We start from the raw sequence: 19,664 nt of genomic DNA on the forward strand, positions 1-19,664 counted from the left end.
AGAGGGGTTAACCCAAATGTATGATTACATTAAATCGATACAATATTTATGAAGGTACTTGCCAATGACGGTCTGTCAGCATCTGGAATCAATGAATTAGAGAAGAATGGCTTTGAGGTGCATACTGTAAAAGTGGCCCAAGAGCAACTAAAAAACTACATCAACGAGAATGAAATTGCGGTGCTATTGGTAAGAAGTGCCACCCAAATACCCGCAACACTTATCGATGCGTGTCCATCACTAAAGCTCATCGGTCGTGGCGGGGTCGGCATGGACAATATCGATATTGATCATGCCAAATCAAAGGGCCTGCATGTCATCAACACACCTGCTGCATCTTCAGAATCTGTCGCCGAATTGGTATTTGCCCATCTTTTTACCGGTGTACGCTTTCTTCACGATTCCAACCGTATCATGCCTTTAGAGGGTGATACCAAATTCAAGCAACTCAAAAAAAGCTACGCCGCTGGTCAAGAACTTCGCGGCAAGACCATTGGTGTTATCGGTTTTGGCAGGATTGGGCAAGCCGTTGCAAAAATAGCCTTGGGCCTTGGCATGAACGTAATGTACAGCGATCACACTACCGCAACGGCTGAAATAGAAGTTTCGTTTTATGATGGGCAATCGATTAAATTCCCGTTTAAGGCAGAACCCATAGAAAATGTATTAAAGCAATCTGATTTCATTACCGTTCATGTGCCTGCGCAAAAAGAGTATGTGCTGGGGAAAAATGAATTTGATCAAATGAAAGACGGTGTGGGTTTGGTCAATGCTTCAAGAGGTGGTGTCGTAGATGAAATTGCGCTCATAAAGGCCTTGGATGACGGTAAGATAGCCTTTGCCGGGCTTGACGTTTATGAATCAGAGCCACGGCCCGAAATCCAGATTTTGATGCATCCAAAAATCTCGTTGACCCCTCATATCGGTGCTGCGACCAAAGAAGCCCAAGGCCGCATCGGACTTGAATTGGCTTCACAAATTATCCAAAGACTGAAATAATTCTTTTTTAATGGGCAATGCACCCCATCGTGCCGCTTTTTTTGCTACATTGAAATTCTATTCTAAACGCTAAAGAAATGTCAGGATTACTCGATTTATTAAGTAGCCCCATGGGCAAGCAAATGATACATGGTTTGTCTAACCAAACCGGACAACCCGAAGATAAGACGGCCGATGTGCTGAGCATGGCCATGCCCTTGATCATGGGGCAGATGAAAAGAAACGTATCGCAAGGTGGAGCCGATGGGCTCTTAAATGCGCTTTCCTCAAAACACACAGGAGGGATTTTAGACAATCTCGGTGGCCTTTTTGATGGAGGTGTAGACGACAGTGTGGTAAACGATGGTGCGGGTATTTTAGGCCACGTCTTCGGTAACAAACAACCCCAGGTTGAGAATGCTTTGAGTCAAAAATCGGGTATGGATGCTGGTTCAATTGCTCAAATCTTAAAAGTGGCGGCACCAATTTTAATGGGACTTCTGGGCCAGCAGCGTGCCCAAGGCAATATCAATGATGCCAATGGTATGAACACATTACTGGGCAGCATGCTCGGTGGGCAACCAAAACGCAATCAAAGTTTGATAGAAAGTCTAATTGATGCCGATGGTGATGGCAGCGTGCTTGATGATGTTGCCGGTATGGTGCTGGGCGGTAAGAAAAAAGGCGGTATTGGTGGCCTTTTGGGTGGTCTCTTTGGCAAATAATCCTTTAAAAAGACAAGTTTTAACATAGCCGTTGGAATTCACCAACGGCTTTTTTCGTATTTTCTATGGCATATTTTTTGTATTCGACATACATAAAAAGAAAATTATGAAAAAGTACACCTTCATTTCATCAGTATTGTTATTCGCTATCAGTTTAGCATTGGCAAGTTGCACCGGCGCAAAAAGCACGGGTCAGACATCACAAGAAAAAGAGGAGCTTGTTGAAGTTACCCCTGAGGAAAAAAAGTTCTTCGAAATGGAAGAAGATGAGGCCGTAAAAATCTCAGATGATGAGACCGAATACGAAATCATTATCATCGACCCGGGTTTCTACACATGGCTGCAAAGTATTGCAAGACCCGAAGGGTACTATTCCAAAACATTTCTTGAGACCAGAAACCAGATTTTGGTCACCAATTGGAATATAAGAGCCACATTGCCCCTACAATTTGACGCAAACCTTTATCTATTTCCTATCGACTACAGTCCGAACATTGATTATGGCTATGAGGTGAATTACAAATTGTACAACTACTTTATCTTCTTTCAGCGAAAATACAATCAGCGTTTGGGCCCTTGGCTTCCGAGGATTTAAGAGGTATATTTGCCATCATTTTTTATCAATGATGGAAAAACTAAAACAACGGTGGAACATTGACAGGAACTGGCAATTGGTGTTCCCTTTTTTGGGGGTATTATTGGTTTTGTTGACAGCATACTCATTCGCCAGAAAACTCTTGCACACCTTCGATCTCAACAACACTTTTTATGAGTGGCCCTTCACATTAGGAATCACAGCGGTTTTGTATGTATTGATGGTACGTTTTTTTCTTTGGTGTTTCAAAAAACTGGAGAACAGATGGAAGGTAGAACATGATTGGGAGATGATTGCCATTTTCATCGTCTTTGCCATCACAGGAAGCGTTTCTGCCAAACTTGCGGCTCCGTTGACAGAATTGATCGGTCTTGAAAAAGCGACTGTTTCTGGGTGGATTTACTGGCCCGTACGTATTCTTCTTATTTTCCCGATTTATCAGGTGTTGTTGGTATGTTTTGGCTGGCTTTTTGGGCAATTCAAGTTTTTCTGGAGCTTTGAAAAAAAGATGCTCAAACACATGGGGTTAGGCTTTCTTTTCACCTAAAATTGTGAATTCCTTAACATAACCCTGGGCCGCAAAACATTTAGCTTTGTAGGAAGATGATGGAGCTCAAGAAAATCGTCCCTCTTATTATATGCCTTTTGCTGTTACTGGTAAAAGTGTCAACACTGCATGTGTACTCCCATCAAATGGATGATAGTTGTTTGGATGATTGTACGTTCTGCGAACTGGCTATCGAAAACCAACAGAACGAACTCTTTCTTCCGCCTTTAGTACAAGGCATTGCTACAAATACTTCTATTTGCTTTGATTTTACCCCCCCAGCGGATTACAAAGCGGTACTTCCAAATACTGTTGTGGTCGTTCAGTTATGTTCCAGGCCGCCACCTTCGCTATCATAGGTTTACAATTTAAGCTCTGGACACAGTCGATCCATACCTTCAATAAACTCGATTGAAGTACAACAAATTCCTTTGAATGAAAAAATTGCTTTTCATAATGTTCTGCATTATGACATTTCCCTCCGCTTTCTCCCAAGAGTGTAACAACACACTTCGAGGAAAAGTAATCGATTACCATGACAGCACACCTTTGTCGGGGGCCACCATTATGGTTTTTGGCACAGAAAAGGCAGTGGTTTCAGATATCGACGGCAATTATCACATCGATGGGCTTTGCAAGGGCAACTACGAACTAGAGGTATCACATGCTGAATGTGCCACACTCTTCATTCCCGTTACAATTGATCAAAATATGACCCTTGACATAAAATTGGAGCACCATTTAGAAGAACTCAAAGAGGTCAAGGTCATTGGTGATGCCGTTTTTGACAAGACCAATTCCGCCCAAGAAACTTCACTCAGTTTAAAAACGCTCGAACAATATAGCGCGGGCAGTCTTGGCGAGGCATTGAAAGAAGTGGGGGGGGTGTCAAGTCTGAACACAGGGGCAAATATTGTCAAACCGATAATTCACGGGCTTAATGGTAGCCGGGTGCTGATACTCAATGATGGGGTGCGCATGCAAGATATGGAGTGGGGCGATGAACATGCACCGAATATCGACATCAATGCTGCGGGTTCCATCACAGTGGTCAAAGGAGCCTCTGCCCTTCGATATGGGGGCGATGCCATTGGAGGCACCATCATCATGGAGCCGCGACGTATTTTTACAAAAGACACCTTATTTGGCAAAACCCTGGTCAATGGTATATCAAACGGCAGGGGCGGTGTCCTGACCTCAGAATTGGCCAAAACCTATAAAAAGGGATGGTTTTTGAAAGCACAGGGGTCTTACAAACGGTTGGGTGACCAAGAGGCCCCAGATTATGTACTTTCAAACACTGGTATTCAAGAAACTGGGGCTTCGCTCGAAGCAGGAAAGAATCTATTTGAGTGGGGGTTCAACGCTCGCTATTCCTATTATGACGCTGAAATCGCCATTCTGCGAGCCTCCCACATTGGCAACGTTGATGATTTGATCCGCAGTATCAACAGCGGCCAGCCTGAGATTGTCAGACCCTTTACTTATGATTTACAAAATCCAAGACAGAAAGTGACGCATCACTTGGGCAAGCTTGAATTCTACAAACGTTTTGAGGGGTTGGGCAAATGGAGCTTTCAATATGATTATCAGAACAACCGCAGATTTGAGTTTGATATTCGGGTAGGTGAAGACCGTGGGAAACCTTCTATCGACCTTGAATTGACTACTCATACGGTGAACACAGATTTTAAATGGGATGCCAACCGTGACTTTCAGCTGCATTTTGGGATTATGGGGCGCTATCAAGATAATTTTGCCAATCCAGACACAGGGGTACGCCGTCTGATTCCCGATTATGAAAAAGTTGATTTCGGTGGATTTTTGATTTCAGAATATCGACTGAACGGCTACTGGAAGCTTGATGGCGGTATCCGATATGATTTTACCCGTATCGATGCAAAAAAATTTTACCAGACTTCCCGATGGGAAGAGCGTGGTTACGATGAAGATTTTTCCCAATTTGTCATCGATGATCTGGGCACACAACTGTTGACCAATCCCGTTTTTGATTACGGCAATGTTTCGGCCACAGCGGGAATTCAGTTTTCCCAGAACAATAATCGTACGTTCCGTTTCAATTATGCACTGGCGCAACGGGCACCCAATCCCTCTGAGATTTTTAGCGACGGCCTGCACCACTCTGCAGCCCGAATAGAATTGGGTGATTTGCGCGTAGATAGTGAAACTTCCCATAAATTTTCGCTGACATACGATAGACAGTTTAAAAATTGGGGCTACACATTGGAGCCGCATGCCAACTTTATCACAGATTTCATTTTATTGGAGCCTTCTGGAGTGGAGTTGACACTTCGCGGAGCTTTTCCGGTATGGAGCTATCGTCAGACCGATGCCCGTATTCTAGGCGTGGATGCTTCAGCCTATATCAACTGGGCCGAGCGTTGGCAGACCGACCACCGATTTTCATTGGTAAAGGGCAATGATACCCAGCGCGACCAAGCACTCGTCAACATACCAAGTGCCAATTTGCGAAATCGGTTGACGTATTCAAGACCCGAATGGAAAAACTTTGAATTGTCTTTGCGAAGCGACTATGTGTTCAGGCAAAATGAATTTCCACCAAATATTACGGTTTTCTCACCCGAGCAGCAAGAAGAAGTGCTGTTGGAAATCAATACGCCGCCCGAGGCCTATCATCTAGTGGGACTATTTGGCACGATGGAGTTTCCATTGGGAAAAAAAACAAGATTGACCACCTCATTGACCATTAACAACATACTCAACACCAATTATAGAGACTACCTGAACCGTCAGCGTTTTTTTGCCGACGATTTGGGCAGAAACTTCATTGTACAACTAAAATTTAATTATTAACACTAATTTTTTATCATGAAAACAATCAAATTTTTATCAATTTTTGCCTTGGCAGGACTTCTTTTTACAGGCTGTTCAGACGATGACGAAAACCCCGACCCAGTAAATGAAGAGGAGGTGATTACCACAATGACCGTGACCCTGGTTCCAGGTGGAGGTGGTGATACCATTACCCTGCAAACCAGAGATTTGGATGGTGACGGCCCCGATGCGCCTGTAGTTACGGTTTCTGGTGATTTGGCCGCCAATACCACCTATGGCGGGGGTATCGTTTTGTTGAACGAAACAGAAACTCCTCCAGAGAATATTACCGAAGAAGTAGAAGACGAAGACGATGAGCATCAGTTCTTTTTCGTCACTACCGGAAATATCGCAAGTGTGGATTACGGTGACCAAGACGATGATGGCAACCCAGTTGGGCTCGTATTTACACTCACAACTGGTGATGCCGGCAACGCATCCATAGCCATTACGTTACGCCATGAGCCTAAAAAACCCAACGATGGCACCTTGGCCGATGCGGGTGGCGAAACCGATATTACAGAAACATTTAATTTGACCATTCAGTAGGGGTCTAACTTTTTAAACCTTTCAAGGGGGCGGATAGTCCCGCTCCCTTTTTTTATGAAGAACAACAAGACAAAAAAGCCATTTGGAATTTTATTGGCAACTTTACTACTGTTTCAGTTGTCATACCATGCTTTGCATGTCTTTACCGCCCATGAGTCTTACGCATATATTGAGAACAGCACGCTGGAAACTCAAGTACAAGAGACTTCTTTTGACTGTGAACTATGTGCCAAATTGCTGAGCCAGACAGTTTTTATATGGACTGGCCATCTCATTCTTTTATTCTTTGCCGCTCTTTTTTCAATTATAATATCGCAAGAGCTATTATGTAGCCCCCGACTGCTTTCTTTCCATTTTCGGCGAGGTCCTCCTTTTTCCATCTAGCCCATTTTCACGAACACGGGAATAACCCCTTTGCTTTTGCACATCCACCATGCAGCACTTTCATGGAATTGCAGCATGTGAAAACAATATCCATCTAAAAACACAACGATGATCATTACCAACAACCTTACAAAAGCGTATGGCGACCAGACTGCCCTTGACCATTTGGAGCTCAAGGTCAATGAAGGCGAAATCTACTGCCTTCTTGGTGCCAACGGTGCTGGAAAGACCACCGCCATCAACCTGTTATTGGGCTTTATCAGCCCAACCTCGGGGAGTGCGTTTATCAACCAACTGAATGTTCAAGAAAACCCAAAGGCCATCAAACGGTTTCTGGCCTACATTCCTGAAAACTTGATGCTCTACCCTAGCCTGACCGCTGTGGAAAACCTCGACTATTTTTCCGGAATTGCGGGCAAAAAACTAAATACAGAACAATTGAAAAAATTTTTAGAGGAAGCCGGACTACAATCTGAAGCGTTTGACAACCGCATCTCAACTTTTTCGAAAGGCATGCGCCAAAAAGTGGGTATTGCCATTGCTTTGGCCAAAGATGCCAAGGTATTGCTGTTAGATGAACCCACCTCGGGACTAGATCCAAAAGCCAGTAATGAATTTGGCCTTTTGTTACAAAAACTTCGTAAAAAAGGTGTAGCGACCCTCATGGCCACCCATGATATTTTTCGTGCCAAAGAAGTGGCGACACATATCGGCATCATGAAAGACGGCCAATTGAAACAGCAGTTTGTGGCTGATGATATTTCCCTTTCTGAACTTGAGAAAGCGTATTTGAACACCATGGAATACAAAGAACTGGCATTATGATATCAAAGACTTTTTTTAAGGAAACCAAAGAACTGTTACGCGACGGGCGTGTTCGTGCAGCATTGGTTATTGTACTTTTTTTGTTGGGTGTGGCCGTTTGGATCAGTGCTCGTCAGTACAAAAACATCAACGAACAATATGCAGCTGCAAAAACAGCCGAACGTGCTGTGTGGGACAATCAAGGTGAAAAGAATCCACATTCTGCAGCACACTATGGCACTTACGCCTTTAAGCCCAAATACCCGCTCTCGCTGGTGGATCAAGGTGTGGATAAATATGCGGGCACTTCTATTTTCTTGGAAGCCCATAAGCGCAACGAGGCACAATTCAGTGCAGCGGCTGACCAGACCGGACTGGCCCGTTTTGGAGACTTGACCCCCGATTTCATCCTGTTGTTCATCATTCCCCTACTCATTGTTTTATTGGGCTATAACAGTTTTACCAAAGAGCGTGAAATGGGTACACTAACCCTGCTTAAAAGCCAGGGAATTTCAACTTGGAAATGGGTCTGGGGCAAATGGTCGGCCCTGTTTTTTCCCATCCTATTGATTACGGCAACATTGTTTTTGGTGGCCGGTCTCGTACTTTCTAATCTAGAGGATTTCGGGGTGTTCAATTGGGGTACGCTCTTAGTAATGTTCTTGGTCTACATGGCCTATTATGCCATCTTTACCAATCTTGTGCTTTTTATATCCGCGAAAGCGAAAAAGTCGGGCATTGCATTGGTTATCTCGCTGTCTGTCTGGATTTTGGCCTGTTTGGCCATTCCGAAAGCTGCAAGCAACATTGCCGAAGACCGCTACCCCTACCCAACCCGACAGGAATTTGCAGCCAATGTGCTGAAGGATAAAAAGGAAGGGTTGGACGGTCACAATCCGTGGAGCAAGGAAGCCAAATTGCTGCAAGAGAAAGTTCTGAAAGAACACGGGGTGGATAGCCTGCACCAACTGCCCTTCAACTTTGATGCCTACCGTATGCAAAAGGGTGAGGAGCACGAAGCAGAAGTCTATTTTAAGCACTACAACTATTTGAAGGACCAATTTGCCAACCAAAATAGGGTGTACCGCACACTGGCAACACTATCGCCCTACCTGCCCACCCGCTTTATGAGTATGGCACTGGCCCATACCGATTATACCACCCATTGGGATTTTGCCGATGCGGCCGAAAATTACCGCATCGCCTCCCAAAAATTTTTGAACGACAATTTTGCCGAGAATTCTGAATACGGCAATTGGGCCTACCAGGCCGATGCCAGTTTTTGGAAACAATTGCCCGCTTTCGAATATGACCCGCCCGAACTGCGTACGGTCTTGGCAAAAAATGCTTCCAATCTGGGTATTTTGGGTATCTGGCTCTTGGGGTCTTTTACACTGCTTTTTTTCACCGTTAAAACCGTTTGACCATGTTCAACTATAATTTCAAATATGAATTGAAACTGCTGCTTCGCAGCCGATGGATACAGCTTTTGAGCATCGTTTTATTGTTGTTGTTCGGGTTTTCGGCCTACAACGGAAAGCAAAAAGTCGAAAAGCGAAAGGCAGCTATCGCTGCGGCCCATGACGAAGTCAATGAAAACGATGTGATGATGCTCAAACTATTGGATTCTGTGGAACGTGGCATGGAAGTAAGTGCATCGCGATGGACGATACCCACAAGCCCCATGGCCGTTGGCAATTACCATCCGCGGGTAGCTGCCATGGACCCACTGCCCTTGGCCTTTATCGCCACAGGGCAGGCAGATTTGTTCACCCACTATGTCAAACCGACCGTTTCGGGAGACGACTTTGCATTGAACTTTACTGAAATGACAAGCCCGGTGCAGTTGCTGTTCGGTAGTTTTGATTTGGCCTTTGTCATCATTTACCTGCTGCCGTTGCTCATCATTGCCTTTTCGTATAACGTACTCTCATCAGAGAAAGAGAGTGGTACACTACGGCTATTGGCCGCACAACCCATAGGAATTCAAAATTGGGTGCTACAAAAGCTGGGGCTACGGTTTTTATGGCTATCGGTCTTGGTTATTGGGGCGTTGGTCATCACCTTCCTTGTATTTGGATTGGATATTTTTTCACAGGGAACGGCAGTTGCAAAAATGGCGGCACTGATTCTGGCCTACATGCTCTTTTGGTTTGCCATATCCTTCTTGGTCAACCTTTGGGCGGGCAGTTCTGCAAAGAATGCGGTTTTGCTTTTAGGGCTTTGGGTGCTCTTTGTGCTCTTGGTTCCTTCAGTGCTCAACCAGCTGGGAGAAACCCTTTATCCGATGCCCTCACGTACGCTTATGGTAAACGAGATGCGGGGCATGAAAGCCGAAGTGACCAAAAGACAAGATGAAATTCTTGATAATTTTCTAAGAGACCATCCTGAATATGCAATAAATGATTCTACACAGTCACGAGGATTTTACCATCGCTATATGGCTTCAAAAAAACTGATTGAGAAAGAATTGGCTCCCGTGGTCAATGCTTATGAAGAACAATTGCAAAGACAACAAAATTGGGTGGGGCGATTCAAATGGATATCCCCAGCCATCATTACTCAGGAATCACTGAACCAAATGGCGGGCACCTCCACTCAGGATTATGAAAATTTCAGAAAACAAGTCGTCGTATTTGCCAATACATGGCGAGAGCATTTTATGCCTTTTTTGTACAACAATCGCGATTTTTCGCAGACCGATTATCCGAATCTCCCAAAATTTCAATTCGAACAGAAACCATATAGTTCTTTGGGAGTGATACCACTGCTTCTCATTATTTCAATCGGGTTGTTCGGATTGGGTTTTTGGACCTCTAGTAAGGAAAGAAGGGAAAGTATCATTGGTAGTTCATAATATGACACAAAGAATTACATACCTTTTTCTTTTGGGAAGCGGATTACTGATGGCGCAGGAAAAAGAAACCGACAATTTTCCCCCACCAGAGATACCAGTGACCATTACCGCTTACAAGGCTAGAGGTATTATAACAGTTGATGGCCGATTGGATGAATCCGATTGGAGTGTAGCGGAACCGGTTACTGACTTTTTTCGGGTAGAGCCTGTTCAAGGTGGCACTATTAAAAATCCTACCGAAGTGCGCATTCTGTTTGATGACAAGAACCTTTATTTTGGAGTTTTTGCCCGAGATTCCCTGGGCAAAAAAGGCATACGGATGCAGGATTTAAGCAGAGATTTCAATGGACTTGAAAATGATGTCTTTGGCATTCAAATCGACGCGCAAAACACAAAACAATACGCAGTCTCCTTTCAAACTACCCCTTATGGGAATCAACAGGATGTTCAGAATTTTAATGATAACAATAGGGATGAAGATTGGAACGCTCTTTGGCGTGTGCGCACCCAACGGACAGACAAGGGATACTATGCAGAATTTGCCATTCCCTTTAAATCGATTCGATATGATAGCCCAGTGGAAGGTGCACCCGTGGAATGGGGAATCACCTTTTTTCGATTGGCTCGTAAAGACTATGAAAAAACCGTTTTTCCGGCCATACCCCAGTCGTTTTCGGAAAACCGTATGACGTATGCCGCCAAACTTATGGGTTTAGAGGTGCCTCCACCTTCGGCCAATATCCGAATAGAACCTTACGCTCTTTACCAGTATGATGAAAATAAAGAAGGAAGTTTTTTGGTCGATAAATTGAACAACCCAAAAATTGGAGGGGATGTTAAATGGGCCATTAGCCCCAATGCTGTGTTAGATTTAACCATCAATACCGATTTTGCACAGGCGGATGTAGACCAAGCGGTAAATAACCTAGAACGTTTCAACATCTTCTTCCCTGAAAGAAGGCAGTTTTTTCTGGAAAACTCAGGCATTTGGGCAGGTGGCGGAAATTTTCAAGTGCGCCCTTTCTTCAGCCGTACAATCGGTCTTTCAAATACCTTTAACGCAGCCCCAGCCCCGCTGGATGCAGGGGCACGCTATACCGATAGAAATGAAAATCGAACCATTGCTGCACTCGCAGTGCGACAGCGGGAAACCGATGATAGTCCTGGTAGCACTTTTGGTGTAGCACGCTTTATCCAAAACTATGGAAAGGAAAACAACATTGGCGCCATGGTCACTTATCGCAGAGATGACGCACTAAGTGGTTTGGACCTTTCTAGTCAAAATAATACCACAATTTCAATTGATGGATTGATTCGCCCTAAAAGCGAGATTACATTTTCTTATTTGTTATCCACATCCATAGATAGTGCAACTGATGACAATGGGTATGCAGGGCGTATTTTTGCCGGAACTCGAACTAACGATTATTATATCGGTTATGTGAACGCTTTTGTTAGTGAGAGCTATAATCCAGACATGGGGTTCGTTGTACAGCGAGATTTTATGTACCACAGCCCTGGGGGATACCCTATTTTACGACCTAAAGGATTGCCTTTTATCAGACGTTGGGATCCAGGTGCCTTTCTAAATTACTATCATGATTTTGAGGATTTTGGAAATTTTCAACAGGCAAATCTTTATATTTTTCCTATTTATACTTGGTTTAAGGACAATAGCTTTTTAGAGGCCTCCTTCACTCCAACATGGCAAAATATCAATTTTAATTTTGCGCCGTTGGGTCTTGAGATTGAAGAAGGAAGGTATAGCTATACCCGTTATACCCTTCGCTACAATTCTGACCGGTCTAAAAAGTTTTCTGGTTCTATACGATATGATTTTGGTAATTTTTATAATGGGGTTAGAAACTCGGTCATTGCAGGATTACGCTATGCTCCTGTACCCCATGTGGCCATGAATGTCGACTATGAGAACAACAACATCAATGGCGTGGGTATACTTTCTGAAGATCTAAACACAGATTTATACACGGCCAGTGTGCGCTTGGCTTTGAATCCAAGGGTGCAATTGTCAACTTTTTACCAGTATAATAGCTTTGACGAACAAGGGCGATGGAACGTTCGTTTTAGTTGGGAATACATGCCGCTTTCGTTCATTTACCTAGTTTTTAACGATACCCAAACCGATGTTTTCGACCCTGTTCAACGTAGCACACAGTTTATCAGTAAAATCACTTTTTTAAAACAGTTTTAAAATGTCAGTGCTCAAGAATGTTGGTCATTGCATAGATTTCATCAATTAAGGGGACGGTAATTCTATCATTCCCCCCTCCAGCCATGACTGAAGTAATCACTGCTTCCCCAATGATGTACCTACCTTTTAAGGTTCGATCTTCTTCTTGGTGGATGCCCTCTATGGGGCACGTTTTTAAAAAACTGGCCAGTTGCTCATTTGAATAGGTATCAAAACCTGGTCTGTTCGTGGGGATTCTTCGCAAATTGGTATGGGCAACGATGATTCCTTTTCGCAAGAAATTGGGAAACGTTTCGGTGTCGATATTGTTTACGATTGCTTCTCGCTGCCTTATTGCATGGGGCTTTTTGTTTTCTCCATACCATTCGTCATCATTCAAGTAGTTTTCCAAATAAGACAATTCCTTGCCAGGGAAAGCATCGAGAGCATTCAATAGTTCTTAAGGGCTTTGGTTCCATGGCAAAAAGAAATTTTGAATGAATTCATTTTGGGTGGAATCTGGAATATGCACTGCTGTTTTCGGATATTCTAAATCTTCAATAGTATATGTTTCAACCTCAATAGTACCATTCTCTCTATCTACATGCGCAGCCTGAAATCCAAAAAAAACGGAGAACTGCAACTATAAAAAAAACTCGTACCATATTTTACCGCTTTGTTCTTACCGTTATCTGTGGAATGCTTTTCGTCTGCTCGTTGATCTGTTTAATTTCAGCAGCAATAATCTGGTTCAGTGAGGCCTGTGCATCACTGACTTCGCCTTTCAATTGCGCCATTCTGGCAAGCTGTGGTTGTGTAGGCTTGGCCCATGCACCATTTACAGCGCGCATCAAGGAACGAATCTCTTCACGCAGCCTTGGTCTTTGGCGATACGACATGGAAGGTGGTGGCCTTTTCAAAATATCATCCTGTAAGGCAGCAATCTTTTCCATGGCTTTATCAATATCACCTAACAATGACGCATCAGCGGATTCATTTTGCTCCAGTTTGCTCTTCAATTCGTTCAATTGGGATTTGTAGGTATTGGTATTGTTGATTATCACATTGGTCTGTGACATTAATTCCCGAAGTTCCAAAAGCATCGTTGTTTTGGCCTCGTAATCTGCTGGGGACAAGTCCATTCGGGGGTCCGCACGAACTTCAATGGACGTTTCCAGCACTTCGCCATTGACCTTTAACCGAGCGGTATAGGTGCCTGGTGATACGTAGGGATGCATCTGGCCCGAAAAGAATCCACCACCACTGTCACCCATCATCTTAGTGGCTGCATCATGGCCTAAATCCCACACCATTCGGTTTACGCCAGCGGTTGCGGTAGTGTCTTTCAATGTTCGTATAACTTGTCCAGAAGCATCGAGAATTTCGACTGTGGCTGTCTCTTTTTCGCCCTTGTCAATATAGAAATTGATATTGGCACCGTATTCTGGATTTTTTGCTTTGTAATGGCGGTCGCCCAAGTTTTCAATCCGCCAAAACATGTGCCACTGGGTAGCTCTTCGCACCGGAAAAAGATGGGTGGATTTATCTTTGGTATCTGCGATTTCCTGAAGGGGACGGATGTCATCCAAAATCCAAGCACCCCTACCGTGGGTTCCCACAATCAAATCTCTGTCCCTTGGTTGGATACGAAGGTCCCTGACGGATACATTGGGCAGGTTACTATTGATTTTGCTCCACGATTTTCCCTTGTCCCAACTGGCAAAGATCCCATGCTCCATTCCAGTATAGAGCAAATCAGGATTGATGGGGTCTTGCCTAACTACCTTGACATAATCATCTTGGGGGAGCCCATCACTGATTTTCGTCCACGTTTTCCCGTAATCGGTGGTCATAAAGGCAAACGGTCTGAAGTCATCCATTCGGTGCTGGTCAACGGTGACAAAAGCTGTTCCTGCATCATGCTCCGAAGCATGTATTTTGGCCACCCAGGCAAAAGTAGGCAGCCCTTTGATGCGGTCTTTGAGATTCGTCCATGTGGCGCCGCCATCTCGGGTCAATTGCACATTTCCATCATCCGTACCCACCCAAATGACCCCTTTCTCCACAGGAGATTCATCGATGTAGAGAATGGAACAGTGAAATTCGGCCGCCGTATTGTCCTGATAGATTTCGCCCCCTGAGGTCTTTTGCTTCGATTTATCATTGGTGGTCAGATCTGGACTGATTTCTTCCCATGAATTGCCTCTATCTGTCGATTTAAAAACCACGTTCCCTCCAAAATAAACCGTATTGGGGTCATGGGGCGAAATGACAATCGGGGAATCCCAATTAAAGCGGTATTTGTGATTTTCGATGGCATCTCCGGCAGACCCTATGATTTTCGGATAGGGATGGATATTCCTAACATTACCATATCTGGAATCCACATGAAAGATCACCCCACCCTGCAAATTGGCATATACTTCATGCTCACTGCCGGGGATGGGCACTGCAAAATATCCATCGCCATACGCCAATCCTTTCCAATGCCGTTTCAGTATGCCCGCTTCATATAAAGAATTGCTTGGGCCGACCCAGGTGCCGTTATCCTGCAAACCGCCATATATATTGTAGGGGTCTTTATTGTCTATGAAAATCTGATAGAACTGCGACAGTTCCACGTTGTTGATGATTTCCCAAGTATCACCGCCGTCATGGGATATTTGATAGCCACCATCGCTACCGTTCAGAATGTAATCTGAGTTGGTCGGATCGATCCAAAGGGCCTGATGGTCGCCATGAACCGTGGTGGCAATGCGTTCCCATGTTTTTCCACCATCCACCGAACGGCTCAACCTACCCGAGATGGAAAAGAGAATATCTGGATTGTTCGGGTCTACCCGCACATCACTATAATAAAACGGACGAAAGTTAATATTGGGGTCGTCATTGACCATCGTCCAAGTATCGCCCCGGTCTTCCGAACGGAATGCGGTACCGCCACCTTGAAATTCGGTCATCAAATAGATAATGTTCGGTTCGCTTTGTGCTATGTGGATGCCTGGTCGAGCCATTGGAGTTTCAGGCAAGCCTTTCATGATTTTTTTCCAGGTCTCACCGCCATCCATAGTGCGGTAAATAGCAGTTTCCTTGCCACCGTCATCAAAACGCCAAGGCCTGCGTCTGAACGTCCACATGCCTGCATACATGATACGGGGGTTGCTTCTATCCATAGCAATATCGGCGCAACCAGTATCTTCATCGATGTACAATATTTTTTTCCAAGTTGCACCACCATCGGTAGTTTTGAAAACTCCCCGTTCGGGATTGGCACCCCATTCCTTCCCCAGGGCACAAACACAGGCCACATCAGGATTATTGGGGTCTACGACAATCCGTTTTATCCGTTCTGTTTCCTTAAGGCCGAGATGGGTCCAATTCTTTCCTGCGTCAACAGACCGATATACGCCCCATCCGTAGCCGACACTATTTCTAGGGTCACCTTCCCCAGTGCCTACCCAAAGCACGTTATGGTCTGAAGGGGCAATGGTCAACGCTCCAATAGAGTAGGCTCGTTGTCCCTCGAAAATCGGCTCAAAACTCACCCCGCCATTCGTGGTCTTAAAGATGCCCCCGTCAGCACCAGATACATAAAAAGTACTGTGATCACCGGGAATGCCGTCGATGTCGGTCACCCTACCGCCCATATTGGCAGGCCCTATCGCCCTCCACTCAAGTGATTTCAGGGCATCGGAGTAACTTTCGGTTTGTGAGAAACTAGGATAAATACTAAAAAGCCCCCAAGCAAGGGCCAGAAAAATGGATTTTTGCATGGTTGATAGAATTAGTCGGTAGAAAATTCCCAACAAAATACCCAAAATCCAAATAATAAGGAAGAAAATTGTTTGACGATAACTAGTTGGTCTACTTGTCCTTTCCGATACAGTTTTAATATCTCATTTAAACATAAAATTGGTTATTTTTAAAACGACTAACATACACTGTACACTCTATGAAACATTTTTTCCTTCTCCCAATTATAATACTCTTTGTACACCCCATAGGCGATTTGAACGCCCAACGTAAAAAAAGTAAAAACGTTACTACTGGAACTTATCCTGAATCATTGTACAACTCCATTGAGTGGCGTCTAGTAGGCCCGTTTAGGGGCGGTCGTGCCGGTACGGCGACGGGTGTATTGGACAATCCCAACCTGTATTATATGGGAACCGCTGGAGGCGGTGTTTGGAAAACCATTGATGCAGGCAATACCTGGAGCTGTATTTCCGATGGCTATTTTGGAGGTTCCATCGGTGCCGTGGCCGTTTCCGAATCTGACCCCAATGTGATTTATGTCGGTGAAGGGGAACAGACGTTGCGGGGCAACGTTTCCTCAGGAAACGGTCTTTGGAAAAGTTTGGATGCCGGGGAGACCTGGCAATTTATCGGACTTGAAGGTTCGGAACACATTGCGAGAATTCGAATACACCCTACCGACCCCAATTTGGTGTATGTAGCGGCCATAGGAAATCTTTGGAAGCCCAACGAGACCCGTGGGGTCTATCGCTCCAAGGACGGTGGACAAAACTGGGAAAAGATTCTCTACGAAAGTGATAAGGCCGGAGCGGGCGACTTAATCCTTGATCCCAATAATCCACGGATTATGTACGCTGCTACTTGGGAAATGAAGCGAAACGGCTACCGAATGGACAGTGGTGGGCCTGACAGCAAACTATACAAAAGTACGGATGGTGGGGATTCATGGACAGACATTTCTAAATACAAGGGCCTTCCCGAAGGACCTTGGGGCATTGTGGGGATTACGGTTTCCCCTGTGGATTCCAACAGGGTTTGGGCGATTATTGAAGCGGGGGACGGTGGCGTTTTTCGGTCTGATGATGCGGGAAATACATGGAAGAAAATAAATGAAGACCGGGCGTTGTTGCAACGGGCCTGGTACTACTGCCGCATTTATGCCGATACCCAAAATAAGGATAAGGTGTACGTGATGAACGTAAGTTATGGGGTCTCCACCGATGGCGGAAAGACCTTCGAATTGAAGAACGCCCCCCATGGCGATCATCATGATCTGTGGATAGACCCCAATAACAATAACCGTATGGTCATTGCCGATGATGGTGGGGCTCAGGTTTCCAATGATGGTGGTGAGAATTGGACCACCTACCACAACCAACCCACGGCACAGTTTTATAGGGTGACAACGGACAATGCCTTTCCGTACCAAATTTACGGCGCACAACAGGACAATTCATCTGTGCGCATCGCCCATCGTACCTCGGGTAATGGCATAACCGAACGCGATTGGGAACCTTCTGCAGGTGGTGAAAGTGCCCATCTCGCTCCTGACCCCAAAAACAACGACATTGTCTACGGCGGCACCTACAAAGGGTACATGATGCGCTACGACCATTCAGTGGACCAAAACCGCTCCATCAATGTTTGGCCCGACAATCCCGCAGGTTCAGGAGCCGAAGTCATGAAATACCGCTTCAATTGGAATTTTCCCGTGAAGTTCAGTATTCACGATGACAATAAATTATATGTGGGTTCCAACTTTTTACATGCCACCACCAATGGGGGGCAAAGTTGGCAGACCATTTCGCCAGACCTTACCCGTGGATTACCGGAAACCATAAAATCATCAGGAGGTCCGATTACCCAAGACAACACGGGGGCCGAATTCTATTCGAACATTTTTGTAATCAACGAATCACCCTTGGAAGAGGGTGTCATTTGGGTAGGAAGTGACGATGGATTGATTCATGTTTCTAGGGATAATGGCCAGAACTGGGAAAACATCACGCCACCAGAAGGTATGAGTCCAAAACTGAACATGGTCAATTGCATTGATCCGAGTCCGTTCCAAAAAGGCGCGGCCTATGTCGCGGCCACCTCCTACAAATTTGGCGATTATACCCCCTATTTGTACAAGACCACTGATTACGGAAAAACATGGAGGGTCATTACCAAGGGGATTAAAACCAATCATTATACGAGAGCCATTCGTTCCGATAAGGTACGTGAGGGATTGTTGTACGCAGGTACCGAATGGGGCATGTACGTATCTTTTGACAATGGCAACAGTTGGTCGCCTTTTCAATTGAACCTGCCCATCACCTCCATTCGGGACTTGCACGTTCGGGACAACGATTTGATTGCCGCGACCCACGGGCGTAGTTTTTGGATGATCGATGACCTGACGCCATTGCACCAATTGTCTGACGAAGTGGCCAGTACCGACTTTTACTTGTACAAGCCAGACAAGGCCTATCGCATGCAACAAGGGGGACGGGGAAAACCAAATATGAAATTAGTGGGAGAAAACCACCCCGATGGGGCCATCATCAATTACTATGTTAAAAACCTTCAAGAAACCGATACCGTTTCCATTGCCATTTTGGAAATGGATGGGACCGTCATCCAACGCTTTTCAAATGTGGCGAAGGAAGATAAATTGAACCCGAAAGCCGATATACCTTTGGAAGTTGCCTCTGGAGGCAATAGACTGATATGGAATATGCGTTATCCTGGCTTTAAAGAATTTGAGGGTATGGTGTTTTATTCCTCACCCAATCGCGGTCCGAAGGCCGTTCCTGGAGAGTACAAGATTCGTATGAACTACAATGGAAATACTTCAGAACAAACATTGACCCTAGTAAAAGACCCTCGGCTACCCAATACCGAAAGTGACTATCGAGATCAATTCGATTTCCTTATAGCTGTTTGTGATCAAGTGAGTCGAGCCAATGAAGCCATCATTGATATACGAACCGTCAAAAAAGACTTGGACTATCTCAAGGGAAAAAAGACATTGAAAAAAGACATGGCAGCCATGATCTCGGAATTTGAGTCGAAGTTGGAGGTAATCGAAAACAACATCCACATGACCAAGAACCAAAGTTATCAAGATCCCTTGAATTATGGTATTCGAATCAACAATCGCCTTGCCTTTTTGATGGCCGATTCCCAACGTGGTGATTATCCACCAACAGATCAGGCCCGAGAATTTTTTACTGAAGTCACCAATGAGTTGAATGTGGAGATCAATGCCTTAAAGCGTTTGATGGATGACTATGTTTCCAAAATTAATGGACGTGTTTATGAAAATGGAATGGAGATGATTTCCATAGGAGAGGAATAAATACTGGAAATCCAGTTAATCTATTGTATCATAGGTATTACAAACCCTTAATCCCTTTTTTTAAAGGCTTCCCTCC

At 44.8% G+C, this 19,664-nt stretch carries 13 protein-coding genes; 11 read left to right on the forward strand and 2 right to left on the reverse strand.

Features of this window, described 5'->3' with window-relative positions; genetic code table 11:
• Nucleotides 1-48: 48 nt before the first annotated feature.
• The 10 genes from AAAH86_RS05030 (at nt 49) to AAAH86_RS05075 (ending at nt 12,507) form a co-directional block, all read left to right on the forward strand.
• A complete protein-coding gene (locus AAAH86_RS05030) occupies nt 49-999 on the forward strand; it encodes a D-2-hydroxyacid dehydrogenase (RefSeq protein ID WP_343486414.1) in 951 nt (316 codons plus the stop codon).
• Nucleotides 1,000-1,076: 77 nt separating this feature from the next.
• Nucleotides 1,077-1,703: a DUF937 domain-containing protein gene (locus AAAH86_RS05035; RefSeq protein WP_343486415.1), complete on the forward strand. Its 627-nt coding sequence runs from the start codon at nt 1,077-1,079 to the stop codon at nt 1,701-1,703.
• A 106-nt stretch (nt 1,704-1,809) separates the two neighbouring features.
• Entirely contained in the window at nt 1,810-2,298 is a 489-nt protein-coding gene (locus tag AAAH86_RS05040) for a DUF6146 family protein (protein WP_343486416.1), read from the forward strand.
• A 28-nt stretch (nt 2,299-2,326) separates the two neighbouring features.
• Nucleotides 2,327-2,845 (forward strand): DUF6787 family protein, encoded by a 519-nt coding sequence (locus AAAH86_RS05045; protein ID WP_343486417.1) that lies wholly within the window; start codon nt 2,327-2,329, stop codon nt 2,843-2,845.
• A 435-nt stretch (nt 2,846-3,280) separates the two neighbouring features.
• A complete protein-coding gene (locus tag AAAH86_RS05050) occupies nt 3,281-5,680 on the forward strand; it encodes a TonB-dependent receptor (protein ID WP_343486418.1) in 2,400 nt (799 codons plus the stop codon).
• A 15-nt stretch (nt 5,681-5,695) separates the two neighbouring features.
• Nucleotides 5,696-6,250, forward strand: a complete 555-nt coding sequence (locus AAAH86_RS05055; protein WP_343486419.1) for a type 1 periplasmic binding fold superfamily protein — start codon at nt 5,696-5,698, stop codon at nt 6,248-6,250.
• A 492-nt stretch (nt 6,251-6,742) separates the two neighbouring features.
• Nucleotides 6,743-7,459: an ABC transporter ATP-binding protein gene (locus AAAH86_RS05060; RefSeq protein WP_343486421.1), complete on the forward strand. Its 717-nt coding sequence runs from the start codon at nt 6,743-6,745 to the stop codon at nt 7,457-7,459.
• Nucleotides 7,456-8,862: a DUF3526 domain-containing protein gene (locus tag AAAH86_RS05065; RefSeq protein ID WP_343486422.1), complete on the forward strand. Its 1,407-nt coding sequence runs from the start codon at nt 7,456-7,458 to the stop codon at nt 8,860-8,862. The genes AAAH86_RS05060 and AAAH86_RS05065 overlap by 4 nt, the downstream gene beginning before the upstream one ends.
• A 2-nt stretch (nt 8,863-8,864) precedes the next feature.
• Entirely contained in the window at nt 8,865-10,295 is a 1,431-nt protein-coding gene (locus AAAH86_RS05070) for a DUF3526 domain-containing protein (RefSeq protein ID WP_343486423.1), read from the forward strand.
• Between the two features lies 1 nt (nt 10,296).
• Nucleotides 10,297-12,507 (forward strand): DUF5916 domain-containing protein, encoded by a 2,211-nt coding sequence (locus tag AAAH86_RS05075; protein ID WP_343486424.1) that lies wholly within the window; start codon nt 10,297-10,299, stop codon nt 12,505-12,507.
• 4 nt (nt 12,508-12,511) lie between these two features.
• Here AAAH86_RS05075 and AAAH86_RS05080 read toward each other — a convergent pair whose 3' ends face one another.
• Together AAAH86_RS05080 and AAAH86_RS05085 are read right to left on the reverse strand one after the other, a co-directional pair.
• Entirely contained in the window at nt 12,512-12,898 is a 387-nt protein-coding gene (locus AAAH86_RS05080) for a hypothetical protein (protein ID WP_343486426.1), read from the reverse strand.
• 256 nt (nt 12,899-13,154) lie between these two features.
• On the reverse strand, nt 13,155-16,259 hold the full coding sequence (locus AAAH86_RS05085) for a hypothetical protein (protein ID WP_343486428.1): 3,105 nt from the start codon (nt 16,257-16,259) through the stop codon (nt 13,155-13,157).
• A 179-nt stretch (nt 16,260-16,438) separates the two neighbouring features.
• Here AAAH86_RS05085 and AAAH86_RS05090 point away from each other — a divergent pair, with 179 nt between their 5' ends.
• Complete coding sequence (locus AAAH86_RS05090) at nt 16,439-19,588, forward strand: glycosyl hydrolase (protein ID WP_343486430.1); 3,150 nt, start codon at nt 16,439-16,441, stop codon at nt 19,586-19,588.
• Nucleotides 19,589-19,664 lie beyond the last annotated feature (76 nt).

Source organism: Allomuricauda sp. d1 (genome assembly GCF_039592695.1).
Lineage (GTDB): Bacteria > Bacteroidota > Bacteroidia > Flavobacteriales > Flavobacteriaceae > Flagellimonas_A.